The 22,334-nt window shown below is 58.6% G+C and carries 23 protein-coding genes; 11 read left to right on the top strand and 12 right to left on the bottom strand.

Features of this window, described 5'->3' with window-relative positions:
• The first annotated feature begins 18 nt into the window (after window positions 1–18).
• The 6 genes from ACZ500_RS11945 to ACZ500_RS11920 all read left to right on the top strand — a co-directional run bounded on the left by ACZ500_RS11945 (window position 19) and on the right by ACZ500_RS11920 (window position 6,799).
• Window positions 19–813 (top strand): ABC transporter ATP-binding protein, encoded by a 795-nt coding sequence (locus tag ACZ500_RS11945; RefSeq protein WP_464232703.1) that lies wholly within the window; start codon window positions 19–21, stop codon window positions 811–813.
• A 22-nt stretch (window positions 814–835) separates the two neighbouring features.
• Window positions 836–1,591, top strand: coding sequence for an ABC transporter ATP-binding protein (locus tag ACZ500_RS11940; protein ID WP_464233041.1), 756 nt, complete (start codon window positions 836–838; stop codon window positions 1,589–1,591).
• 28 nt (window positions 1,592–1,619) lie between these two features.
• On the top strand, window positions 1,620–3,428 hold the full coding sequence (locus ACZ500_RS11935) for an AMP-dependent synthetase/ligase (protein ID WP_464232702.1): 1,809 nt from the start codon (window positions 1,620–1,622) through the stop codon (window positions 3,426–3,428).
• Between the two features lie 10 nt (window positions 3,429–3,438).
• A complete protein-coding gene (locus ACZ500_RS11930) occupies window positions 3,439–4,326 on the top strand; it encodes a branched-chain amino acid ABC transporter permease (protein ID WP_464232701.1) in 888 nt (295 codons plus the stop codon).
• 18 nt (window positions 4,327–4,344) lie between these two features.
• Window positions 4,345–5,385 (top strand): branched-chain amino acid ABC transporter permease, encoded by a 1,041-nt coding sequence (locus tag ACZ500_RS11925; RefSeq protein WP_464232700.1) that lies wholly within the window; start codon window positions 4,345–4,347, stop codon window positions 5,383–5,385.
• Between the two features lie 208 nt (window positions 5,386–5,593).
• Window positions 5,594–6,799: an ABC transporter substrate-binding protein gene (locus ACZ500_RS11920; RefSeq protein WP_464232699.1), complete on the top strand. Its 1,206-nt coding sequence runs from the start codon at window positions 5,594–5,596 to the stop codon at window positions 6,797–6,799.
• A 136-nt stretch (window positions 6,800–6,935) separates the two neighbouring features.
• On the opposite strand, the gene ACZ500_RS11915 is transcribed toward ACZ500_RS11920, so the two are convergent.
• From ACZ500_RS11915 to yedE, 8 genes are all read right to left on the bottom strand, one after another.
• Window positions 6,936–7,157 (bottom strand): hypothetical protein, encoded by a 222-nt coding sequence (locus ACZ500_RS11915; protein ID WP_464232698.1) that lies wholly within the window; start codon window positions 7,155–7,157, stop codon window positions 6,936–6,938.
• Window positions 7,158–7,246: 89 nt separating this feature from the next.
• Complete coding sequence (locus ACZ500_RS11910) at window positions 7,247–7,939, bottom strand: ImmA/IrrE family metallo-endopeptidase (RefSeq protein ID WP_464232697.1); 693 nt, start codon at window positions 7,937–7,939, stop codon at window positions 7,247–7,249.
• Window positions 7,940–8,095: 156 nt separating this feature from the next.
• On the bottom strand, window positions 8,096–8,284 hold the full coding sequence (locus ACZ500_RS11905) for a hypothetical protein (RefSeq protein WP_464232696.1): 189 nt from the start codon (window positions 8,282–8,284) through the stop codon (window positions 8,096–8,098).
• Window positions 8,285–8,388: 104 nt separating this feature from the next.
• Window positions 8,389–8,580 carry a hypothetical protein gene (locus ACZ500_RS11900; RefSeq protein ID WP_464232695.1) on the bottom strand — a complete coding sequence of 64 codons (192 nt, stop codon included), beginning with the start codon at window positions 8,578–8,580 and terminating at the stop codon, window positions 8,389–8,391.
• Between the two features lie 133 nt (window positions 8,581–8,713).
• A complete protein-coding gene (locus ACZ500_RS11895; RefSeq protein ID WP_464232694.1) occupies window positions 8,714–9,556 on the bottom strand; it encodes an NAD(P)H-hydrate dehydratase in 843 nt (280 codons plus the stop codon).
• Window positions 9,550–10,101, bottom strand: a complete 552-nt coding sequence (locus tag ACZ500_RS11890; protein WP_464232693.1) for a putative Se/S carrier protein — start codon at window positions 10,099–10,101, stop codon at window positions 9,550–9,552. Before ACZ500_RS11890 ends, ACZ500_RS11895 begins: the two co-directional genes overlap by 7 nt.
• Window positions 10,102–10,119: 18 nt before the next feature.
• Complete coding sequence (locus ACZ500_RS11885; protein ID WP_464232692.1) at window positions 10,120–10,338, bottom strand: sulfurtransferase TusA family protein; 219 nt, start codon at window positions 10,336–10,338, stop codon at window positions 10,120–10,122.
• A gap of 18 nt (window positions 10,339–10,356) precedes the next feature.
• Window positions 10,357–11,451 (bottom strand): YedE family putative selenium transporter, encoded by a 1,095-nt coding sequence (gene yedE / locus ACZ500_RS11880; RefSeq protein ID WP_464232691.1) that lies wholly within the window; start codon window positions 11,449–11,451, stop codon window positions 10,357–10,359.
• 348 nt (window positions 11,452–11,799) lie between these two features.
• Between yedE and ACZ500_RS11875 the strand changes: the two genes are divergently transcribed.
• Window positions 11,800–15,261 carry a DUF748 domain-containing protein gene (locus ACZ500_RS11875; protein ID WP_464232690.1) on the top strand — a complete coding sequence of 1,154 codons (3,462 nt, stop codon included), beginning with the start codon at window positions 11,800–11,802 and terminating at the stop codon, window positions 15,259–15,261.
• 33 nt (window positions 15,262–15,294) lie between these two features.
• On the opposite strand, the gene ACZ500_RS11870 is transcribed toward ACZ500_RS11875, so the two are convergent.
• From ACZ500_RS11870 to ACZ500_RS11860, 3 genes are read right to left on the bottom strand one after another with little or no spacing between them, the layout of a single operon-like run.
• The gene (locus ACZ500_RS11870; RefSeq protein WP_464232689.1) at window positions 15,295–16,503 is read right to left on the bottom strand and encodes a class I SAM-dependent rRNA methyltransferase; all 1,209 of its coding nucleotides are present in this window, start codon (window positions 16,501–16,503) and stop codon (window positions 15,295–15,297) included.
• Window positions 16,504–16,512: 9 nt separating this feature from the next.
• Complete coding sequence (locus ACZ500_RS11865; protein WP_464232688.1) at window positions 16,513–17,322, bottom strand: DUF4412 domain-containing protein; 810 nt, start codon at window positions 17,320–17,322, stop codon at window positions 16,513–16,515.
• 34 nt (window positions 17,323–17,356) lie between these two features.
• On the bottom strand, window positions 17,357–17,479 hold the full coding sequence (locus ACZ500_RS11860; RefSeq protein ID WP_464232687.1) for a hypothetical protein: 123 nt from the start codon (window positions 17,477–17,479) through the stop codon (window positions 17,357–17,359).
• 388 nt (window positions 17,480–17,867) lie between these two features.
• Between ACZ500_RS11860 and ACZ500_RS11855 the strand changes: the two genes are divergently transcribed.
• The gene (locus ACZ500_RS11855; RefSeq protein ID WP_464232686.1) at window positions 17,868–18,248 is read left to right on the top strand and encodes an arsenate reductase ArsC; all 381 of its coding nucleotides are present in this window, start codon (window positions 17,868–17,870) and stop codon (window positions 18,246–18,248) included.
• A gap of 56 nt (window positions 18,249–18,304) precedes the next feature.
• The gene (locus ACZ500_RS11850) at window positions 18,305–19,147 is read left to right on the top strand and encodes an MBL fold metallo-hydrolase (RefSeq protein WP_464232685.1); all 843 of its coding nucleotides are present in this window, start codon (window positions 18,305–18,307) and stop codon (window positions 19,145–19,147) included.
• Here the strand turns inward: ACZ500_RS11850 and ACZ500_RS11845 are convergent.
• Complete coding sequence (locus ACZ500_RS11845) at window positions 19,101–19,211, bottom strand: hypothetical protein (protein ID WP_464232684.1); 111 nt, start codon at window positions 19,209–19,211, stop codon at window positions 19,101–19,103. The two genes, ACZ500_RS11850 and ACZ500_RS11845, sit on opposite strands and share 47 nt — an antisense overlap.
• Before the next feature lie 104 nt (window positions 19,212–19,315).
• Here ACZ500_RS11845 and pgl point away from each other — a divergent pair, with 104 nt between their 5' ends.
• Both pgl and ACZ500_RS11835 read left to right on the top strand, forming a co-directional pair.
• Window positions 19,316–20,101 (top strand): 6-phosphogluconolactonase, encoded by a 786-nt coding sequence (gene pgl / locus ACZ500_RS11840; RefSeq protein WP_464232683.1) that lies wholly within the window; start codon window positions 19,316–19,318, stop codon window positions 20,099–20,101.
• Window positions 20,076–22,328, top strand: a complete 2,253-nt coding sequence (locus ACZ500_RS11835; protein ID WP_464232682.1) for a patatin-like phospholipase family protein — start codon at window positions 20,076–20,078, stop codon at window positions 22,326–22,328. The genes pgl and ACZ500_RS11835 overlap by 26 nt, the downstream gene beginning before the upstream one ends.
• The last annotated feature ends 6 nt before the right edge of the window (window positions 22,329–22,334 follow it).

The following is a 22,334-nucleotide window of genomic DNA, read 5'->3' as shown; positions in this document are numbered from 1 at the left end:
GGCACGGAGGGTAAGAGAATGCTGGAAGTGGATAATGTCGAAATCACCTATAACGACGTCATTCTGGCGGTCAAAGGAGTCTCTCTGCGTGTGCCCGACGGACAGATCGTCACCCTTCTGGGTGCGAATGGGGCCGGGAAAAGCACCGTCCTCAAATCGATATCGGGTGTCTTGAAGTCGCAGGAGGGCGAGATCGAAAGCGGCGAGATCACCTACGACGGAAAGCGCCTCAACGGCATCAGCCCGGAGAAAATCGTCCACCTTGGGATCTGCCAGGTCCCTGAAGGACGGCGCGTGTTTAGCGATCTCACATGCCTCGAGAATTTGAAGGCCGGGGCTTTCACCCGAAAGGATCGCAAGGGGGTGAAACAGGACATCGAGAAGTCCTTGGGGTATTTTCCAAGGCTACAGAAAACGTTTCATGTCAAAGCGGGGTATCTGAGCGGAGGCGAGCAGCAGATGCTTGCGATCAGCCGCGCCCTGATGGGCAGCCCCAAGTGCCTGCTCCTGGACGAACCCTCCCTGGGGCTGGCACCGCTTTTGGTGAAAGAGATCTTTTCGATCATCGGCCGCATCAACCTGCAGGATGCCCTCTCCATTCTCCTGGTCGAACAGAATGCCAATATGGCCCTTCAGGTGGCAGCGCATGGCTACATCATGGAAAACGGCAGGATTGTCATGGACGACCCATGCGCCAGGCTCCGAAAAAATGAGGATGTCATGGAGTTCTATCTGGGAATAACGGCGGAAGGAGGGAAGAAAAGCTTTGCGGACGTCAAGCACTACAAGAGAAGAAAGCGATGGCTTTCTTGAACGTTCAGGTGCGGTTGCCCAACTGCGTGTTGAAAGCCTGAACCTTTCCTTCGGCGGGCTTCGCGCGCTGCACGGGGTGAGCTTCGAGGTCATTCGCGGCGAAATCTTCTCTATCATCGGCCCGAATGGTGCAGGAAAGACCTCCATTTTCAACTGCTTGAGCGGGCACTATGCCCCCCAAGAGGGGAGCATCACGTTCGAGGGAACGGATCTGCTCCCCCTGCCGCCCCACAAACGGGCCACGCTCGGAATGGCCAGAACCTTTCAAAATATCGAACTCTTCAGAAATATGACCGTCCTCGACAACATCCTGCTGGGCAGGCATCTCTTTATGAAAGGCGGCGTCTTCTCCGGTGGGGTTTTCTGGGGAAGGGCTCAGAGGGAGGAAGTCGCCAACCGTCTACGGGCAGAGGAGATCATCGATTTTCTGGAGATCGAGTCCATCCGGAAAAAGGTGGTGGGAGAGTTGGCCTACGGTCTTCAGAAGCGGGTCGAACTGGGACGGGCCCTGGCCATGGAGCCCAGGCTGCTGCTTCTCGATGAACCCACGGCGGGCATGAATCTGGAGGAAACCGAAGATATCGTCCGGTTTGTGCTGGACGTCAATGAGGAATTCGGGACCACCATCGTTCTGATCGAGCACGACCTGCGGGTCATTATGGACATATCGAAAAGGATTATCTGCATCGATTTCGGTGTAAAGATCGCCGACGGCTCTCCCGCAGATATTCAGACGCATCCCAAAGTGATCGAGGCGTACCTTGGAGAGGAGTCATAAGCAGACAGCGGCATCAGGGAGCACGACTATGGATCGACAGACCATCCCCAGGCTTCTGAGGTCCTCGGCGGGGAGATTCGGGGAGCGGGTGGCGCTGAGGGAAAAGGATCTGGGTATCTGGCAGAACATCACCTGGGAGCAATACTACCAAAAGGCGAAATGGTGCGGCCTCGGGTTGCTTTCCATGGGCCTCGGGCGCGAGGACAAGGTGAGCATTCTCTCGGAAAACAAGCCGGAGTGGCTTTACGCAGACATCGGGGCCCAGGGCGTGGGCGGCGTTGTGGTGGGGATCTACCCGACCAACGTGGCGACGCAGGTGGAATACATCCTGAACCACAGTCAGTCCAGGTTTGTGGTGGTGGGTGACCAGGAGCAGGCCGACAAGGTCCTGGAGGTGAAGAATCGCCTTCCCGATTTGCACAAGGTCATCGTAATCGATATGAAAGGACTGCGGAATTACGCGAGCCCGCTGATCATGAGCTTCGAGGATGTCCTGGCCTTAGGGATGGAAAAGGATCGCGAGGACCCGGGTCTCTTCGACCGGCTCGTCGAGCAGACGAACCCGGAGGATACGGCCCTCATGGTTTATACCTCCGGCACTACGGGCAAGCCGAAAGGCGCCATGATTTCCCACCGTAACGCCATCGCGAGTGCCCGCAATTTCCTTTCGTCCACGCCTTTGAGGCCGGAAGACGTCATCGTGTCCTATCTACCCCTGTGTCACATCGCAGAGAGGAGTTTTTCCGTTCTCTATCCCCTTATGACCGGCGGCATCACGGTGAACTTTGCCGAGAGCCTCAATACCGTCCAGGAGAACATCCGGGAGATCACGCCTACGGTCTTTTTTGCCGTTCCCAGGATATGGGAGAAGATGCACTCGGGACACGTCATGCGGATGCGGGATGCAACCCGCATGAAGCGGCTGATCGACGGCTGGTGTTTGAGAAAAGAAAAGCAGCTCTATGAAAGGGCGCGCCGGGGTGCCGTTTCCGGGCCATACTGGAGGCTCCTTAAAGGCTTGACGAATCTCCTCCATGCGTATCCCCTTCAGAGGCATTTCGGGCTCAACCGGGTGAGGCAGGTCTACACCGGAGGAGCGCCTACACCTCCTGAAGTGATCACCTTCTTCCACGCCATTGGGATCAGGATCCGGAACCTCTATGGATCCACGGAGTGCACCGGGATCTGTAGCGTACACCAGGCGGAGGATATCCGCGTGGAAACCGTTGGGCCCCTCTCTCCGGGAGTGGAATTGCGGATTGCAGAGGATGGGGAACTCCTCTTCAAGACCGAGGGTGTATTTCAAGGGTACTACCGGGATCCGGAAGCGACGGCCAAGGCGGTGGTCGATGGCTGGTATCTGTCGGGGGATGTGGGAACTCTGACAGGGGATGGCCACCTGGTGATCACGGACAGGAAGAAAGACATCATCATTACGTCCGGGGGGAAGAACATCTCCCCTCAGGAGATCGAAAACGAATTCAAGGCGAGCCCCTACATCAAGGACGCCGTGGTCATAGGGGACGGCCGGAATTACCTGACCGCCCTGATTATCATTGAATACGACAACGTGGGCAAATGGGCCGAGGATCAACGGATTCCCTATACCACCTTCAAAGACCTGTCGCAGAAGCCGGAGGTTTATGAACTGGTGTCCAATGTGACCGAAGAAGTGAACCGGAAGTTTGCCCGGGTGGAGACGATCAAGAAATTTCGGATCCTCGACAAGGAACTGGACCAGGACGACGATGAACTCACTGCAACCCAGAAGGTCCGGCGCAACATCATCGAGAAGAAATACAAAGATGTGATCGAGAGCATGTACCAGCGAACGTAGGGAGGGGACAATGGCCGGCGAGTTTTTCAGCAACCTGCTTCAACTCGGCCTCAGCGGTTTAGCCGTAGGGAGTATCTACTCCCTGGTCGCCCTGGGGTTCGTAATCATCTACAAGGCCACGGATGTCTTCAATTTTGCGCAGGGTGAACTCATGACCCTGGGCGCCTTCATCTGCTACTTTTTTGTTGTCCAGATTCATATCCCCATCTTCTGGGCCTTTCTGCTGACCTTTGTCGCAACGGCGCTGATCGGATTTTTGACCGAGGAACTGTTTTTCAGGCCGATGGTGGGGGAGCCGATCTTTTCGGTGATCATGGTTACGGTCGGGCTGAGTGTTTTCCTCAAGGGGTTGATCGGTCTGTGTTGGGGATACATGTTCAGGAAGCTTCCGTCCGTTGTCCCGGAGGCCCCGGTTTCGTTTGCAGGCTTGATCATCTCCCCCGCGCATCTGGCTACCATTGTTCTGGCGGGCATCCTGATCCTCGGTTTCGCGTGCTTCTTCAAGTTTTCGAATTTGGGGATCGGCATGCGGGCGGTGGCGAATGACCAGGATGCGTCTCTGCTCATGGGGATCAGCGTGCGGAAGATCTTCGGTCTTTCCTGGGCGGTCTCCGCCGTGGTGGCCGCGATCGGTGGCATCATGCTGAGCAGCATGACCTATCTCCACCCGTCGTCGAGTTTCGTTGGCATCAAGGTTTTCCCCGCCGTCGTGCTTGGGGGATTGGACAGCATCCCCGGTGCGATTGTCGGGGGCCTGATCGTGGGTGTGGTGGAAAATCTTGCCGGCGGCTATCTCGGGGGGGACGTCAAGGAGATCACGTCCTTCGTCATTCTGATTGCGATTCTGATGATCAAACCCTACGGACTTTTCGGTAAGGAAGAGATCGAGCGAGTTTAGAGAAAGAGGAGCGGAAGCATGATAAGCGGAGACTTCAAGACCTCTTACCGGGATGATATCGCCATCTTTCAGACCGGTTTCGTCAAGACCTGTGTGGTTCTGTTTGTCATCGGCCTGGTGGGTCTGGTGCTGGTCTCGGATGTCTACATCGTCTACATTGTGAATCTGTGCGCTATCGCAACCATCGGGGCGCTGGGGCTCAATATCCTGACCGGATTCACTGGCCAGATCTCCGTCGGACACGCTGGATTTCTGGCGATCGGGGCTTATGCCAGCGCCAGGCTGGTCGAGGCCGGCCTGCCCTTTCTTCTGGCATTGCCGGCCGCCGGGCTGATCGCCACGCTCTGCGGCCTCCTGGTAGGTATACCGTCGCTGAAGCTCAAGGGGCTTTACCTCGCGATCACCACCTTTGCCTTCGGCTTCATCGTGGAATATGTGGCCAACATCTGGGTCAGCCTGACCAACGGCACCAACGGGATGATCGTCCTGCCCGCATCGATCGGCGGGGTTCCTTTCGAGACGGACAGGCAGTTTTTCTTTCTGGTTTTCCCGATGGCGGCTCTGGCTGTTCTGTATGCGCGGAACCTGGCCCGATCGCGGCCGGGCAGGGCCTGGATCGCGATCCGGGACCGCGATATCGCGGCGGAATCCATGGGTATCGGGCTATGCTGGTATAAGCTCTCCGCGTTTGCCGTCAGCTCTTTCTACGGAGGAATCGCTGGTGCGCTCTATGCCCATTACATGCAATTCATTGGTCCGAACCATTTCGAACTCAACCTCTCGGTGCAGTATCTGGCCATGATCATTATCGGGGGGCTCGGCTCGATCCTGGGGTCCATCTTCGGGGCCGTCTTCATGACCATCCTCCCCGAGCTTCTGAAATATCTGCCCGACCTGTTGCGGGAGAACCATCCCCTTCTGGTGGAGCGGTTCGCAGACATCAATCTCATGCTCTACGGACTGATTATCATGCTCTTCGTGATCGTCGAGCCGAAGGGCCTTTACGGGATCTGGAGGAACATCAAGAGCTACTGGCAGATGTGGCCCTATACCCATTAGCGGGCCTGGAATGTGGTGGTCGGCCTTCTTGCTGTCGTGCGGAGCTGGGTTAGGGGTTTGTGGCGATACCGGGCGGCGTGCGGATGGTCCACGCATGCCTCGTTTTGATCACACGGCAGGCCTGTTTCAGGCGGTTTGGTGATTGAGCGGTAAGCGTGTGTCGGAGCGGAATGGTCAGGACTTAATCAGATTCAGGAGGGGGTTCGTCATGAAAAAGGGATTGATCGTTGCAGGGCTGTTCGTGGGGCTTATCGCCATGGCGTGGGCGGCGAAAACGAGTGCTGGAGAAATCGGGGTAACGGAGAACGAGATCGTCATCGGCAGTGTCTCCCCGTTGACTGGGAAGATCGCCATGGTCGGCGTGGCGATTGCGAACGGCGCCAAGGACTATTTCGATTCCGTCAACGAACAGGGAGGGATTCATGGCAGAAAAATCAGGTTCATCGCCGAAGACTGTAAATACGAGCCGCCGACCGCCGTCGCGGGCCTGAAGAAGCTGATCACGAGGGACAAGATCTTTGCCTGCAGCTCGACCTCGGGGGTACCGATTACAGCCGCCCTTGCACCGAGCATCAAGCGCGAAAAACTTCCGTCTTTTTGTACCATTGCATCATCCAGTATCTTTTCACCCGAAACCCCGCAGTATATCTTTTCCTTCGGCCCCTACTACTCCGAGAATATGATCTTCAATATCGAACATGTCCTCTTCACGTTGAAGGCGGAAAACCCGAGGGTTGCCCTCTTCTATCAGGATGACGAGTTTGGGATGGAAGGAAAGAAGGGGTTCGATGCTGCGGTGCAGAAGTATGGACTGAACGTAGTGGCCGAAGAGAAATACAGCCGTGGCGCGATCGATATCAGTTCGCAGGTCTTCAACCTGAAGGCCGCGAAGCCCGATTACCTTTTCGTTACGACGATCCCCTCCCACAGCATCATGCTTCTGAAGGAGGCCGCCAAGGTGGGGCTCGACGTACCTGTTTTTGCAACGGCCAATACCCGCTACGAGCAGGTCATCAAAGTGGCGGGCGATGCGGCGAAGAATTTTTATGCATCGGAATACACAGCGTTGCCCTATGAGAAGAATATCCCCGGCATGGCGAGCCTGATGGAACTGTGGTTCAAGAACAATCCAGCCGATACGGTGCCCGAGCGGTATTATATCATTTCCCATGTAAACGCCATGATCATGACCGAGGCGATGAAACGGTGCGGGGCGGATCTAACGAGGGAAAAATTCCTCAGCACACTGGAATCCATGCGGGATTTCGACACGGGTGGCATAACCGGCAGCATCACCTATTCGCCGGCTGATCATTGCCCGCTCTCGACCATGCGGATCGTCAAAGCCAACCCGGCCACGCTGCATTACGAGCCTGTGAGTGACTGGGGTCTGCCGAAATTGTCCGTGAGATAGACCATATAAAACGGGCTGGTCCGGAGTGAGGAATATGCCCTGCTGAAAGGATTCAATAATGAAGGACCAGCCCGTGAAAAATGCCCTATGTTGGTGTAGTTTCCTTCCGCAAACAACGTTCTTGGCCGGCCTAAAGTCAATCATCACGTTTGCTTAAAGGATCCTCGTTCCCGGATCGGTTGCTTGGGCTTAGCTCGTGTCCATCCGGAAATGATTTTCTTATAGAACCCAGTTTCCAATCCGGAAATGAGGATTTTTGGACAATATCAAGGAAATCAAGCGCTTGCGCGGAGGCGACCTGGTGGTCGCCGCACAAACAAACGTGCAGATTGACGCCGAGATTGGCCAAAAAGACCATTTCCGGATGGAAACTAGCTCGTTATCATTTTCGGCTGGAGTCTCGCTGAAAGGACTGGGAGTGTTGGTTCTCCCATCCTGTCGGTTGCGCTATTCGCCCAGCAGGGTTTGCCAATCCATTCCTGTGCCGGTCTTGTTGACCAGCAGGCCGAGGTCCTGCAGGCGGATGACCATGGCCTGTTTGGAGACATTGGAAAAACCCCCTGCTTCACACATGGCGGCGGCGATATAAGGCCATTGTTCCAGGAACGGTCCTTGCCCCGCGCCAGTTCCTCCGTCAGATTCTCTTGAGTTTTCCATGACGATCGGTTCAGGCCCGCACAGATTCTCGAATGCTTCTCTCATCGCCTTTTCAGGCATGAGAAGGCATGAGGCGAAGTAGTCGGCTTGCCATTCGATCGGCTCTCTCGCATCTTTGAGTCGACACACGATGGCAGCGCCGCTCGAATCATGCCGATCCTGGACGTTCACATACGGCAGGTGAAGGACCCAGTGGCCTGCCTCGTGCGCACAGGTAAAGACAAGCCTGCCCTCCGACCCGTCTTCGAAGAGCCTCTCATTGATGCAGACAAGCTTCGCATTTGCGTAGGTGGCCCCTAGCACGCCCCTGCCAAGGATTCGTTCGAGATCCATATAGCAGAGATTCAGGCCCAGTGAGCGCTCGATGATTTCATCAACGGGGATGGGAGGGTTGATGGTGTATCCGGCTTTTCTCTGAAAATCTTCAGCGAGTTTGGTGGCTTTCAGTGCGATGGATCTTTTGGATAACCAGGGAACTTGCATGTTTACTCCCTCCAGGATGGCCAGAACGTTTCGTACCGGGGCAGCGTGAAATGCAGGATGCCTATCGTCATACCCGTTTGCCAAATCGAGAATAAACGCTTTTCTCTTCAGCTTACGCAATGATTCTAGCATAGTATCCATCCGGAAATGATTTCCCTATAGAACCCGGTTTCCATTCCGGAAATGAGGATTTTTCTTCACCGCTTCGCCGCTCAGTCCCACCGCTCCGCGGCGGGTCCCGGTTTGGCCAATATCAAGGAAATCAAACGTTTGTGCGGAGACGACCTGGTGGTCGCCGCACAAGCAAACGCGCAGATTGACCCCGAGATTGACCAAAAAGATCATTTCCAGATGGAAACTAGCATAGGAGTTTGACAGATACGGTCACACAGAGATTATTTTTTGATTTTTTTGGCGGTTCGTGTCCATCCGGAAATGAGGATTTTTCTTCACACGCTTCGCGTGCTCAGTCCCACCCCTGCGGGGTGGGTCCCAGTTTCTTCACACGCTTCGCGTGTTCGGTCCCACCGCTGCTGGGTGGGTCTCGGTTTAACCCATATCCAGGAAATCAAGCGCTTGCGCGGGAGACCGGCCTGCAGGTCGCACAAGCAAACGCACAGAGTGACGCCGAGATTGCTCAAAAGGGCTGTTTCCGGATGAAAACCGGAGGACGCTGGACGTGAAGAGAGGGTTGGGCGACGGGAGGCCTTTCCCTTGCCGCTAATAGATGCAAAACCCACCCTGTATCAGAGCAGGAAAAAGGCCATCCATGCGCTACCCAAGGGCGGAGGAGATGTGCTGGATGATGTCGATCACCTGGGTGGCGGGTGTGGGCTGGGCACGGGCCCCTGCCAGGCGATTGATCTTTGCGGCCTTTTCGGCTGCTTCCTGCAGGGGCATGCCCGATGCGATCAAGGCCGCCACGATGCCGGTCAGTGTGTCGCCCGTGCCGCCGATGGCCTCCAGCGCTTCCTCGCTCGGGTGGTCAACGATCGCCCGGATGCCTTCCCGATCGGCGACATAGTCCTTGCTGCCCTTGACGAGCAGGTTCCGGGCGGCGTTGGCATGTTCGTAGGCCCGGGCGATCATCTCCGGTGCGGCGTCTTCGCGGTGGAGGATGAATCCGCGCGTGTAGAAAGGATGGGGCGCCTCTTCGTCGGCCAGAAAGGCCAGTTCCCCGACGTCCGGGGTGAAAAGATCGTAGGCCTCAGCCTGTCCGCTCATCTTTGCGGCATACATGAACCCGGCATCCGCGATCAGGACGGGACGCCTCGGCATCTCTTCGATCGCAAAGAGCACCTTGTTGTGCCAGTCGGCGTCCGGCTGGAGGTAGTGGAAGGCGAGAACGTCCAATTCCACCTCGCCGAGGTGCCTGGTCAGGTAATCATAGAGGTGGCGGCTGCCTTTCCCGGGTCCGGTGTCTCCCACCAGGTACGCGAGGGGCGATGGCCGCCCCAGCGCCCGGCAGACCGTAGCGGCCGCTGCCAGCAGGGCCGGTGTGCCTCGATTGACGGGGAAGCGCCGGTCTTCGATTTGGAGCAGACCATCCTGCAGATCGGCGTTTCCGACCACAATGGGCACATCCTCATAGGGAACGGTTCCCACGATCGCTAACATCGCCGCCTCATTTCCTCGTAGGCCAGTTGAAGCGCATAGCCGCAGAGCGTGTGGCCGATATCTTTCGGGTGGGGCGCCTCGTCCAGCCGTTTGCCGACCATTTCGGCGGCCAGATAGGGGACGTCGGGGCACCCGCCGCCGGAAACGTTGACGATGATCCGGGTTTCCAGATCGATGGTCAGCTTCATGTTGGCCGCGCGGACCATCAGGTGCCGGCCATAGTCCTTGATCTGAAAGAGGTCCACCGGCTGAAGCAACGGGCTGTTCACCGGCACCACATCGAGCGGCGCGAGATCCGCGCTGTGAAGGGTTTGACGGATCTTCATCTCTTCGATCAGGGGGAAGGTGATGACCAGGTCACAGCCGGTGCGGATCTCGGGAGGCGGCCCCATGACACGGATATCCCAGCCTTCGGACTTGAGGAGCTTTTCGGCGCGGAGGACTTCGCTCGTGTTTTCAAAGACGAGAATCCCGCGGTCCCATACAGGCGTCTTGCTGCCGGGGGGCAACGTGGTCTTACGTTTGAAAAGGTTGGCAAGTGCCATGGTCCCTTCCGTTTTGCGCTATCTTTTGACGATATGGACGCGGAATCCATCGCCGTCCGGTTGTGTGTCTTCGACCTGCCAACCCTGGCTGGCAGCGGCCCGGCTGACATTTTCCCGTGACGTTTCCGTATCGACCAGGATTTGGATTTCCCCTTTGCCGAGTTTTTTCATCTCGTCCATCGTCATGAGGACGGGCTGGGGGCAGGAAAGACCCCGTGCATCGACTGTCGTTGCCATGTGTCTAAGAACCTCCATTTAAGCGGCTTTTTTTCTCATGGTGAAACCGATGAAAAGGCAGGCCAGCAGGCCGATGATCACTGCGGCGATGCCGTGGGGGCCGACGCCGTTCGGGGAACTGGCCAGCCCGAAGTTGTGGGAGAACCCGGCACCCACGATCATCCCCATCACAAAGACGGCCGCGTCGCCGTCGCCCTCACCCGCTAGAAAAAGCTGACGTCCGGGGCACCCTCCGGCAAGGGCGAAGGCGAGGCCGGCAAGGACCATGCCTGCAAAATTCCAGAAATGCATCGTATGCGACACCGGCTGCCCGGCGAAGCCGGGGCGGAACTGCCCGAGCGCCAGATTGACCAGGAAGGCGGTGAGGGTCAAGGCGAGAAGCCCGGAAAAAAGATGCGCCTGCCTGAAGAGAAGCAGATCGCGGAACGCCCCCATGGTGCAGAAACGGCTCCTTTGCGCCAGAAAGCCGATGGCGAGGCCCACGATCAGCGAGACGGCGAGCGGTGCGTGCATGGAGCCGGGGCCTTTCAGGCTGTAGAAGAGAATTCCGCTCTTGGGTTCCCCCGACACCTGCGGAAAGACGAGCAGCAGCGCCAGGAATCCCGCCATGAGCAGCGGCATGAGCCAGCCTACGGATGCATAGGTCCTGGTCGTGCGGCCGAGGTTGTACCCGGCCTTGAGGAAGCGTGTGCCGATCCAGATGCCGAAGATCAACCCGGCGATTCCGAGGATGGCGTTCCCATCCCCGCCGGCAAGGCGTAGCAGGGCGCGCCAGGGGCAGCCCAGGAACACAAGGGCGCCGATCATGGCGAAGGCGCCGAGGAAAAACCTTACGATCGGGGCGGACCCGGCCCGCGGGTGAAATTCTTTGAACGTATAGGCGGCGAGCAATGCCCCCAGGACAAAGCCGATGATCTCCGGCCGCAGGTATTGTACCACGTCGGCACGGTGAAGCCCGACGGCACCGGCGATATCCCGTTCGAAACAGGCTACGCAGATTCCCATGTTCCCCGGGTTGCCCCATTTTTGCAGCAGTGCGGCGAACAGGCCGATGAAGACGCCGACGCTGACAATCCCCCATCGACTGGCAAAAAACCGCTTGATGGCATCCATTTTCCTTTTCCTCCTCCTTTGGCGAATCCGGCTCTCAATGGCATATGCGAGTCTCTATATTATAGAAAAATATGTATTGTCAAACTGGAATATCCGATAGTTTTGTGGCAATAGACATGGATTTTCTATGGGAGAAGAGGAGAGGAGGGGGCGGTTGAGAATCGGAGAACATCACCCCCTCCCTCGACTTTTTGGGATGTACGCGTTATCATGAATGGTATTGACTCGCTTCCCGCTATCCTTGGCGGTGTGTGGTGGTCCTAATGCTGATTCGCATTCGGCTGATTTTCCGTACTCGAACCGCTTTGCTCGGGTGGTGAATCCGGATTCGAAAGGAGGCATGGAAGCATGCAACCGTCGGCTGAAAAGAAAACGTCCCGCAAGCTGCTGGTGCGGGTGCTGGGGAACCGCTGGGTGATCGCCGGCGTGGCCGCAGTGGTGGTCTACACGCTCCTCGGGTTTTTCCTGGTTCCTTTTCTCTCCCGCTACTATCTCGAAAGATTCGCCGCTGAACGACTGAACTGGGATCTCACGATACAGAAAGTGAGGTTCAATCCCTATACCTACCGTTTTGAGTTGGAGGGGCTCGAGCTGAAGGATGTCGACGGTTCGGCGATGGCTGCCTTCGATGGGTTCCTGGCGGATTTCGAATCGTCGAGCATCTTCAACCGGGCCTGGACCTTCGCAGAAATCAGGCTGGACAGATTGCTGGTGGACGGCATCATCGGACCGGACGGGAGCTTCAATTTCGCAAATCTGGCCGATGGGTTCGGCGGGAATGGGGAAAAGACCGAATCGGAGCCCGAGGCCGAGCCGGGCGGATTACCACGAATGATCTTCGAGAAGGTCTCGCTGGTTGAAGCGACGGTGCGTTTTGCCGATCAGAGGGGTGAAGAACCTGCCGATATCGAGATCACGCCCTTGAATATCGAATTGACGGACATCAAGACGCTGCCCGGGCACAAAGGCCCCTATACGATCACGGCCCAGACGCCGGGAGGGGCCTTCCTCAGCTGGCAGGGGGAGGTATCCCTCGATCCGGTTACATCGAGCGGATCCCTTTCGTTGGATAATCTGTTTCTCGCAAAGCTTTGGCAGTTTTTTCGTGACAGGGTGGCGTTGGAGGAACCGAAAGGGGTCATCCAAATGCGCACCCATTACCGTTTCGATCTCAGCGGTGACAGCCCAGTGGTGCATCTGGATGCGCTTGGGTTGCAGGTGGACGGCATTGACCTGCGGCGACGGGGGGAGTCCGAATCCCTGCTCAGTCTGGCCAAGATCGGGGTGGAAGACGCGGGTCTGGACTTGGGCCGGCAGGCCGTCCATGTAGGTAAGGTCACGGTTGTGGACGGCCGTGTGCGGGCAACGATAGACGAAAACGGGAACCTGAATTGGACGCAGCTGATGCCTGCAGATGGAGAGGATCGCAATGGGGAGAAACCGCAGGACGATCCGCCGTCTGAACCGTCTGTGCCTTGGAAGATCGACCTCGACCGCTTCGAACTGAGCGGACTCGCCATCGATCTCAGGGATGGAACCCGCGTTCTGCCGCTCGATGCAAGCGTAGGGTCCCTGACGCTCGGTTTAGGCGCTAGCATGGAAGCGGGTGGTGACAAGATGCAAGCGGTGGCGAAGGATATCGCTGCACAGCTGGCCGGGCTCCGCTGCCGATTCCGGGGTGAAGACGGACCCGAACTCGAACTGGCTGAGATCAAACTGGCCGGCGGTCATTTCGATCTGGCGGAGCGGACGGTTGCACTTGGAGAGGTGATCCTGCAGGACGGTGCGAGCGGCGTAGTCCTCGAGAAGGCAGGGGGCGTGAACTGGACCCGTGCCGCCGGCAGCCGGAAGACGGAGGTCGAAGAAGCGGACGAGTCCCCGGCCGCCGACGAGGGAGAACCGGCATCCTCCCCTTGGTCGCTGATGGTCAAATCTTTGAAGCTCCTCGCGTTCGATGTGGGCATTGAAGACAAGACGCTGCCCGCGCCCATGCGGATAGGGTTGCAGGGGATCGATCTGCAACTCGAAGATGTGTCGAATGACGACACGGTCCCGATCCGATTCGAGATCGGCACGGATGTAGTGGAAGGGGGCCGGCTCACGGCCAAAGGGGAGCTGCTTGCAGCGGCTGGGTCAGTGACGGCTGATTTGGAGGTTGCGGAACTCGCCTTGACATCCTTTCAGCCCTACATCGAGCGGGTCCTGCGTGCCCGGCTGTCGTCGGGAAGGGCCGGCCTGAAAGGCTCGCTCCAATACGGCATTAAGGGGGCGGACGCCAAGCTCGCCTTCAAAGGCAGCTCCGAGGTCTCGGATTTCCTGCTCGAAGATCAGCGCGACAAGGAGCGCCTGCTGGCCTGGGAAGGCCTGAGGGTTTCAGGGATCGACCTGACGCTCGAACCCGGGGGCCTGGCGATCGAGGAGGTGAGCCTCTTCAAGCCTTCCGGGAAACTGGTTATCCATGAAGACAAGAGCACGAACATATCGGATCTGATGGTGCGCGCAGAGACCGCCCCGGAAGGTGAAGCGCCCGCCGCGCAGGCGGCGGGCGAAGGCTTTCCTTTCCGCGTGGAGCGCATCCGTTTGCAGGGCGGGACCCTCGAGTTCGCCGATCTGAATCTTAGACCGCAGTTCTCGACCTTGATCCACGAACTCAACGGGATGGTGACCGGGATTTCGAGCGCCCGAGAAAGCGAGGCCGCGATCGAGCTTGCCGGGCGGGTCGACGAATACGGCACAGTGAAGATCGGCGGGACGATCATGCCGTCGAGCCCGAAGACCTCCACCCACCTCACCCTCGATTTCAAGAATGTGTCCATGCGCGGCCTCACCCCGTATTCGGCCACGTTTGCGGGGTATCTGATCCAGTCCGGCAAATTGTCGCTCGATCTCGAATACACCATCGAGGAAAGCCGGTTGATGGGGGAAAATCAGGTCGTTATCGACCAGTTGACCCTCGGCGGCCGCGTCGAAGATTCAGAGGCGCCCAATCTGCCGCTCGAACTGGCGCTGGCGCTTCTCAGGGATTCACGGGGGAGGATCGACCTCGGGCTGCCGGTGCGGGGCAACCTGGATGATCCTGAATTCAGCTACGGGCATCTGATCTGGAAGGCCTTCGTCAATGTCATTACAAAGGCAGCCACCGCCCCATTCCGGCTCCTGGGAAGCCTGATCGGTGCAAAAGAAGAGGAACTCGACAAGGTCCTGTTTGCGGCAGGATCCTCTGCGGTTCCACCGCCGGAACTGGAAAAACTGGTTCATCTGGCTGAGGCCCTCGCCCAGCGGCCGCAGCTTGTCCTGGAGGTGCAGGGGGGATATGATCCGGCGGTCGACGGGCGTGCCATCAAGGAGACGATCCTTCGTCGGGAATTGGCGGCGGAGAGCGGGGTTGTGCTTCGGCCTGGTGAGGAGCCGGGGCCGGTGGTTTTCCATGAGCGGGAGGTTCAGGGTGCTGTGGAGAGGCGCTTTGTGCTTTATCACGAGAAGGAGGATTTGCGCAGACTCGAACAGACCTTTGAAGCGGAACTGAAGCAGGCGGCGGAGGAAGACAGGGCCTCTCCAGAAAGTGCCGGGAGAGAGGTTCTGTGGGCTCCGTTTTACGAAATGCTTTTCGAAAAGGTGCTGGGTGCCATGGAACTCGGACCGATGGCCCTCCCTGCGCTGGCTGAGATTCGAGCCTCGGCCGTGAAGGCCGCCCTCATGGTCGAGGGCGGGGCGGAGGCTTCGCGGATTTCAATCCTGGATGTGACCGCTGCTGAAAGCACCGACGGTAAGACTGTTGCGGTGAAACTCGCCGTGGCCGTCGCAAAATGACATCGCCGCAGGCACACAAAAGGGAGGTCGCTGTCAATTCACCCGGCAGACGAATCCCTTCAGATAGTGGGCCTCGGGGAAATAGAGCGGGACGGGGTGGTCCGGGGCCTGGTTGAGCCAGTCGAGGATCTGGACGCTACGGTTTGCATCGAGTGCCGCCGCAAAAAGGATTTTTTGGAAAAGATCCGGGCTGACGAGGCCCGAGCAGGAAAAAGTCACCAGCAGACCTCCCGGTCGGAGAAGCTGCATGGCGAGAAGGTTCAGGTCTTTGTACCCGCGGGAGGCCGGGATGATCTGCCCGCGGTTCGAAGCGAGTTTGGGCGGATCCAGGACGACGGCATCGAAACGCCGCCGTTCGTCCCGAAAGGTCCTCAGGACCTGGAAGACATCTCCGGAAACGGCGGTCGTGCGGGATCCCGGATCGAAACCGTTGATCCGCGCGTTTTCCGATGCGAGCTCCAGGGCGGCGGCCGAACTGTCGATGTGGGTGACGTGCGACAGTCCGGCCGTGAGTGCGCAGATGCCGAAGGCGCCGGTGTAGCTGAAGGCGTTCAAGAGCCGGCCTTCTCCGAGGGAATGGAACCAGCGTTTGACTTTGAGGCGGTTTTCTCTCTGGTCGAGGTAGAAGCCGGTCTTGTGCCCTCTTCGGATGTCGACGGCGAACCGGATGCCGTTTTCCTGCAAAATCAAACGTTCCGGCGGCGGTTCACCTGAGAGCGGCCCGCTTTCAGGACGGAGCCCCTCCTTCCGGCGGACCTCTGCGTCGCTTCGCTCCCAGATGCCCGCCGGTTGGAAGCGGCGGTCGAGAAGTTTCGTGAGGAGTGCCTTTCGGGAGTCCATCCCGAGCGTCAGGAACTGCACGGCCAGCCAGTCACCGTAGCGGTCGACGATCAGCCCGGGAAGCCCGTCCCCCTCGGCGTGGATGAGACGGAGCATGTCGGTTTCCGAGGTTGCCGTGATATCCTGCCTGAGCGCTGCTGCACGGTCCAGGCGGTTCAGCCAGAAATCATCGTCGATGGCCTCCTTCGGATCGAACGTGAGGATGCGGACGCTGATCTGAGATCGGCGGTTCAGGTAGCCGCGTGCGAGAAACCGGCCGTCATGGCTCAGGACCCGCACGAGCCCGCCTTCCTCGGCCGATTCAGGCCATGCGGCCACGGCCCCGGAGAAGACCCAGGGATGGCGGTTCTGCAGGGCCTTCGCCTTGCCCGGTTTCAGAATGACGGCAGGGTCGCTCGACATGGTACCGCTCTACTGCTTCGGGATGGCGGGCATCTTGAAGCCCTTGGGAAGTTTGTCCTTGAGTTCGTCCGGGATCTTGAAGCCCTGCCCCGGAGGCGCCTCTTCTCCTTCCTCTTCAATCGGGAAGAGCTCCATCATGCCGGCGACCTTCCGGTAGTCTCCGGGCACTTCGAAAAGGCCGGCGGGTTGTTTGCCTTCCTTGATCTCGCGCATTTCGGTCATGGTGCCGTCTTCATTGCGCGTACGAAGCGGGATGTCGAACCGGTCGGACATCCATACGATGGATCTCGAGGTCATGGTGCGCCCCATGACGTTGACGGTGACGATCATCTCCTTCTTCTTGCATTCATAGCCGTTGACCGTCTCGGTGCCGAGTTCCTTGACGCTTTGCTCTTCCACGTGGCTCTTCATCAGCTGTTTGAACTCGTTTTCGTCCAGGGGACGCTCGAAATAGGTCTTGTCCTGCGTGTTGAGCATCCACTGCAGTTTTTTGTCCTGCCGGACGATGATCGTCATGCCTTCGGGGGATTGAGGGGTAAAGGTCTGCATACGCATCTTGCCGTCGCTCATAAACAGTTCGCCGGCCTGTTCGACCTCGCCGTCAGGGGCGATGATCACCTGCCGGGCTGAAAAATCCTTGACCTTGCCGGCCTCGACTGTCCCGCGGTAGGGGGCGGCCGCCAGGATGAGCGTCGAGAGAATGAAAAGGCAAGCCATCCTGCATGAAAAATGTCTTCGATTCCGCATTTTTTCCTCCTGGTCGTCGGGATGGTATTTATCCGGAAATGATTTTCCGGTACAACTCCGTTTCCAATTCATAAATGAGGATTTTTTCTTCACACGCTTCGCGTGCTCAGTCCCACCCCTGCGGGGTGAGCCCTGGTTTGCCAATACCAAAGAAATCAATCGATTGCGCGGAGGCGACCTGGTGGCCCCCGCATAGGCAAACGCGCAGATTGAGGCCGAGATTGGCCAAAAAGGCCCTTTTCTGATGGAAACCGTCTAGGCTTCAAAGCAGTTATCCCTGTCAGGGCCTGCATGTCAAGAGGATAAATGCCTGCCTGCCACAAGCCGATCCGTATGTTCGCCGTTTTTGCATTTCCTCGAGGGACGTAACCATTTTCTAACATTTAAGGGCAAAAATCAGTCATAAGATGGAGACCAGGAAACCCGATGCTCCTGCCCAGCGCGATGAGCATCGGATCCCGGCTCCGGGACCGGTTTGGAGAAGGGGGGGAGTTTCGGCGGTCGAGCGAGATCTGCCTGCCTGGCGCATCGGTTGGGTCACATCCTTGGAAAGGTGGATTATTATGATGGCAAAACGCGTTCTTTTTGTATGTACGCACAATTCAGCACGAAGCCAGATGGCGGAGACGTTCCTGAATGATCTTGGGAAAGGCCGTTTCGAAGCGGAAAGTGCCGGGCTTGAACCGCGTGGCATCAATCCGTATGTCATCGAGGCGATGCAGGAACTCGGTTACGATCTGAAGGCGAAAAAATCGGATAGCGTTTTTGAATTCTTCAAGGAAGGGCGGCTGTACAGTTACGTGATCTATGTCTGTGAGAAAGAGACGGAGGAAAAATGCCCGGTCTTCCCAGGTATACAGAACCGCCAGCACTGGCCCTTTCCCGATCCGTCCTCATTCACCGGGACGCCCGAGGAGATCCTTGCACGGGTCCGCATGGTCCGCGATGCCATTCGGGGTCGTATTGAAGATTTCCTTGCTAAAGAAGCCGAGTCTTGACTAAAAAGGGAGAAGACCGCTTGATTTGATTCCTGATGTGCCAAGGGGGGGGCGATATGTCCGGAAACCTTTTTTCCCGTTGGGTTTTTCGAGTGGCTACGACCTTCCTTGTCGCACAAGGCGCCACTGTTACAGCCTCAGCGGAGCACATTCCGCTGCGCATCACCGTTGTTTTCAACAACGTCCCCCAGGTGCCCGGCCTTGCCGCGAACTGGGGCTTCTCATGCTTTGTCGAAGGCCGGGGCGGGAACATCCTCTTCGACACCGGGGGGGACGGGGGGATATTGACCGGCAATATGCGAAAGCTCGGTCTGGATCCGAAACGCGTCGATGCCGTTTTTCTCTCTCACATGCACGGGGATCATACCGGGGGACTCGATGCGATTCTCGGGGAACGATCCGGGGTGCCGGTCATCGTGCCGGCCGAATTTCCGCAGACCTTCAAGGACTGGATCGCCGGCAGGGGAGGGGTTGTAAAAGTGGTAGCCGCCGGTGACACGGTTGCAAAAGGCGTTTATACGACGGGGGCCCTTCCCGATGGCATCGCCGAGCAGGCCATGATCCTGGAGACGGAGAGCGGGCTGGTGGTGATTACCGGCTGCGCCCATCCGGGGATCGATCGCATCGCCGCGGCTGCCGTCCGCCTCAGGGGCAAAAAGATCACCCTCTTGATGGGTGGCTTCCATCTCGGGGGTGCTTCTCGTAAGGAGATCCTGGAGATCATTGCGCGCCTCGAGACCCTCGGAGTCGAGAAGGTCGCGCCGAGCCACTGCACCGGTGAGGCGGCCACGGCCTTGTTCAGGCAGGCATGGGGCAGCCGTTTCCTGGAAGGGGGGTTGGGCGCGACCTTTCTTATTCCTGATCCAGGTGCTCATATTTCAGCAGATCGAGCATCGTGACATCTCCAACGATCCTTTTTTCTTTATCGAGAATAAGGATTTCTTTTATTCCTGATTGGATCATACACTTGATAATGGATTCAATGGGCTCTTCCCCAGACGCATGAAGGTTGACACGCTCTGACGTGCCCGGGCCCTTGCCGGGGGTGAATCGGGAGGAGTAGGTCCATGCGAATCGAGGTGCTTTCGGATGCCGAGGCTGTCGCGAAGAAAGCGGCGGCGGTCATTGCGGAAAGGGCCCGGGCGGCGGTCGCCGCGCGCGGCATTTTCCTTATGGCGGTCAGTGGAGGGAAAACCCCGTGGATCATGCTCCGTGCCCTGGCTGATGAAGCGCTCACCTGGGAGAAGGTCCATGTCGTGCAGGTGGACGAGCGGGTCGCACCCGGAGGGCATCCTGACCGGAACCTGACGCATCTGCGGGCATCCCTTCTCGAATGCGCACCTCTGCACGAAGGCCGGATCCACCCCATGCCGGTGGAGCACCCCGATCTGGCGGCTGCGGCCCAATGCTATGCCCAAACGCTTCGGGACATCGCGGGAACGCCCCCTGTCCTCGATCTCGTCCATCTGGGCCTTGGATCCGACGGGCACACGGCATCCCTGGTGCCCGGAGATCCCGTGCTGCTGGTTTTGGACCGAGATGTGGCCGTGACGGAGGCGTACCAGGGGCGGCCCAGGATGACCTTGACCTACCCGCTGCTCAACCGCTCACGGGAGATCTTGTGGATCGTGACAGGGGCCGAAAAGGCCCCGATGCTCAAGCGCCTGCTGGAGGGCGACGCCTCCATCCCGGCCGGGGGCATCCGCCGGGATTCGGCTCTGGTGCTGGCTGACCGTGCCGCCGCAGGAGGAGAGAACCCTGACCTATCGAGGAAGGGGGAAAAGGGTGCTCTGGCAGGAGGTCGTGCAACCGGGATGGAGGGATACGATGCTTTTCAAGCGGAAGGCTCCTAGAAGGATGTTTTTTCCTGGACGTCTGTCGGCCATGTTCGTCGGCCTTTTCGGTGTCACCCTGCTCTGCGCGGAGGTCGACTGCGCGGAACCCGAGGGCTGTGCACCCATGAGGCTGGATCGCCCGCGCGTGGGCCTGGCGCTGAGCGGCGGCGGAGCCAGGGGAGCGGCCCATATCGGGGTGCTCCGAGTCCTGGAGGAACTGCGGGTCCCCGTCGATTGCATAGCCGGCACCAGCATGGGCGCGATTATAGGTGGCCTGTACGCTTCGGGTATGCCAATCGACGAGATCGAGAGGACCGTCACTGCGATAGACTGGGACCAGGCCTTTGCAGACGCGACGCCGCGCGGGGACCTGGCCTATCATCGTAAACTTGAGGACAGGCTTTTTCTGGTCAAGAGCAGACCCGGCTTCAATGACGGGAAGCTGACACTTCCCACCGGATTGATCGAGGGCCAGAAGATCGAGTTGATCTTTCGGACGCTCACCATTCCTGTGGTGGATATCAAGGACTTTGACTGCCTGAAGATTCCCTACCGGGCGGTGGCGGCGGATATCGTGACCGGTGAGGCGGTCGTGCTCGGATCCGGAGATCTGGCCACCGCCATGCGCGCCAGCATGTCCATCCCGGGGGTCTTCTCCCCCATCGAAGTCGAGGGGAGGCTCCTGGTCGACGGCGGAGTGAGCAACAACCTGCCCATCGATGTGGCTCGGGATATGGGGGCGGATGTAGTCATCGCGGTGGACATCACCACCCCTCTTTCCCGGCGCAAGGAGCTGGCTTCGGTCCTCTCCATCACCGGACAGCTTACGCGCCTGCTGACCCGACGGAGTACGGACGAACAGATCGCGTCCCTGAACGAGCAGGATCTGCTCATCCTCCCGGACCTGGGGGGGGTGACCACCGCCTCGTTCGACCGCGCCGGGGAGGCGGTTTCGAGAGGCGCCGCGGCGGCCAGGGCGAATGAGGACTTCCTCGCGCGTCTGGCCTTGTCCGCAGCGGAATATGCAGCCTATCGTTCGGGGCGGAAAACCCCCGTGAAGACCGTACCGGTGATCCGGTTTGTGAGGATCGAGAACCATTCCCGCCTGAGCGATGAGGTGATCAGGTCCCAGTTGAACGTCAAGATAGGCGAGCCGTTGGAGACCGCCTCGCTGGAGGCTGACATCGGGAGGATATACGGCCTCGATTACTTCGAAAAGGTGAGCTACGAGGTGGTGGAAGAAGCCGGTCAAACCGGATTGGTTGTCCGCGCCACCGAGAAGGCCTGGGGGCCCAATTACCTCGAGTTCGGTTTGAGGCTCGACAACAATTTCAAGGGCGACAACAGCTTCGAACTGGCGGTGGGCTACCGGCGGACGGCGGTCAATCGTTGGGGAGGGGAGTGGCGGACGCTCGTGGAGATCGGCGGAGAGCCCGGCATTTTTACGCGGTTCTACCAGCCTTTGTCAGCCGCCAGCCCGTACTTCATAGCCCCCGTCCTTTTCTGGGACGGCATGCAAATCGGGGTGTACGAGCAGGATCAACGCATTGCCGAATACTATGCGGACGTGTACGGTCTCGCCCTGGAACTCGGACGGGAGTTCGGCACCTGGGGGGCGATCACCGGGGGGGTGCAGCGCTACATGGGAGACATCGAGGTCTTGACAGGGAGTCCGGCCCCGGAGAGCGATTTCGATGGGGTAGAGTTCTTTTTCCGGCTTTCGGCAGACAAGCTGGACAGCCTCTTTTTCCCCCGCGAGGGCGCCTACGCCTCCCTCGGTTGGAATGCTTCGCGCGAGGCCCTGGGATCCGACGTCTCCTTCGATCAGTTGGAGCTGGATGCCGTTCTGCCGAAGACGTGGGGCCGGCACACCTTCATCGCGGCCTTCAGCTGCTACACGACCCTGGAGGGCGATGCGCCTCTTCAGAACGTGTTCCGCCTGGGAGGCCTCTTCAACCTCTCCGGCTTCAATCAGGACCAGCTGAGCGGACAGCAGCTGGCGCTGGCGCGGATTGTCTATTTTCGGCGCATTGGAGACTTCAACCTGCTCCCCACCTACTTCGGGGGGTCCCTGGAATTGGGCAACGTCTGGCAGGACAAGGACGATATCGGCTTCAGCGATGCGATTTGGGCCGGCAGCCTGTATGTGGGTGTCGACACGCAGCTCGGCCCGGTGTATCTTGGCTTCGGTCATGCCGAGGGAGGCAACGATTCTCTTTATCTGTACCTGGGACGCTGGTTCTAGAAGGGC

The sequence above is a fragment of the Desulfatiglans parachlorophenolica genome (genome assembly GCF_055394735.1).
This window is presented reverse-complemented; position numbering and strand designations above follow the sequence as displayed.

Excerpts from the sequence above, each read along its gene's own strand:
- ACZ500_RS11945 (WP_464232703.1), top strand. The coding sequence starts at position 19 with ATGCTGGAAGTGGATAATGTCGAAATCACCTATAACGACGTCATTCTG.
- ACZ500_RS11935 (WP_464232702.1), top strand. The coding sequence starts at position 1,620 with ATGGATCGACAGACCATCCCCAGGCTTCTGAGGTCCTCGGCGGGGAGA.
- ACZ500_RS11930 (WP_464232701.1), top strand. The coding sequence starts at position 3,439 with ATGGCCGGCGAGTTTTTCAGCAACCTGCTTCAACTCGGCCTCAGCGGT.
- ACZ500_RS11925 (WP_464232700.1), top strand. The coding sequence starts at position 4,345 with ATGATAAGCGGAGACTTCAAGACCTCTTACCGGGATGATATCGCCATC.
- ACZ500_RS11920 (WP_464232699.1), top strand. The coding sequence starts at position 5,594 with ATGAAAAAGGGATTGATCGTTGCAGGGCTGTTCGTGGGGCTTATCGCC.
- ACZ500_RS11915 (WP_464232698.1), bottom strand. The coding sequence starts at position 7,157 with ATGGTCTTTTTGGCCAATCTCGGCGTCAATCTGCACGTTTGTTTGTGC.
- ACZ500_RS11910 (WP_464232697.1), bottom strand. The coding sequence starts at position 7,939 with ATGCAAGTTCCCTGGTTATCCAAAAGATCCATCGCACTGAAAGCCACC.
- ACZ500_RS11905 (WP_464232696.1), bottom strand. The coding sequence starts at position 8,284 with ATGATCTTTTTGGTCAATCTCGGGGTCAATCTGCGCGTTTGCTTGTGC.
- ACZ500_RS11895 (WP_464232694.1), bottom strand. The coding sequence starts at position 9,556 with ATGTTAGCGATCGTGGGAACCGTTCCCTATGAGGATGTGCCCATTGTG.
- ACZ500_RS11890 (WP_464232693.1), bottom strand. The coding sequence starts at position 10,101 with ATGGCACTTGCCAACCTTTTCAAACGTAAGACCACGTTGCCCCCCGGC.
- ACZ500_RS11885 (WP_464232692.1), bottom strand. The coding sequence starts at position 10,338 with ATGGCAACGACAGTCGATGCACGGGGTCTTTCCTGCCCCCAGCCCGTC.
- yedE (WP_464232691.1), bottom strand. The coding sequence starts at position 11,451 with ATGGATGCCATCAAGCGGTTTTTTGCCAGTCGATGGGGGATTGTCAGC.
- ACZ500_RS11875 (WP_464232690.1), top strand. The coding sequence starts at position 11,800 with ATGCAACCGTCGGCTGAAAAGAAAACGTCCCGCAAGCTGCTGGTGCGG.
- ACZ500_RS11870 (WP_464232689.1), bottom strand. The coding sequence starts at position 16,503 with ATGTCGAGCGACCCTGCCGTCATTCTGAAACCGGGCAAGGCGAAGGCC.
- ACZ500_RS11865 (WP_464232688.1), bottom strand. The coding sequence starts at position 17,322 with ATGAATTGGAAACGGAGTTGTACCGGAAAATCATTTCCGGATAAATAC.
- ACZ500_RS11855 (WP_464232686.1), top strand. The coding sequence starts at position 17,868 with ATGGCGGAGACGTTCCTGAATGATCTTGGGAAAGGCCGTTTCGAAGCG.
- ACZ500_RS11850 (WP_464232685.1), top strand. The coding sequence starts at position 18,305 with ATGTCCGGAAACCTTTTTTCCCGTTGGGTTTTTCGAGTGGCTACGACC.
- ACZ500_RS11845 (WP_464232684.1), bottom strand. The coding sequence starts at position 19,211 with ATGATCCAATCAGGAATAAAAGAAATCCTTATTCTCGATAAAGAAAAA.
- pgl (WP_464232683.1), top strand. The coding sequence starts at position 19,316 with ATGCGAATCGAGGTGCTTTCGGATGCCGAGGCTGTCGCGAAGAAAGCG.
- ACZ500_RS11835 (WP_464232682.1), top strand. The coding sequence starts at position 20,076 with ATGCTTTTCAAGCGGAAGGCTCCTAGAAGGATGTTTTTTCCTGGACGT.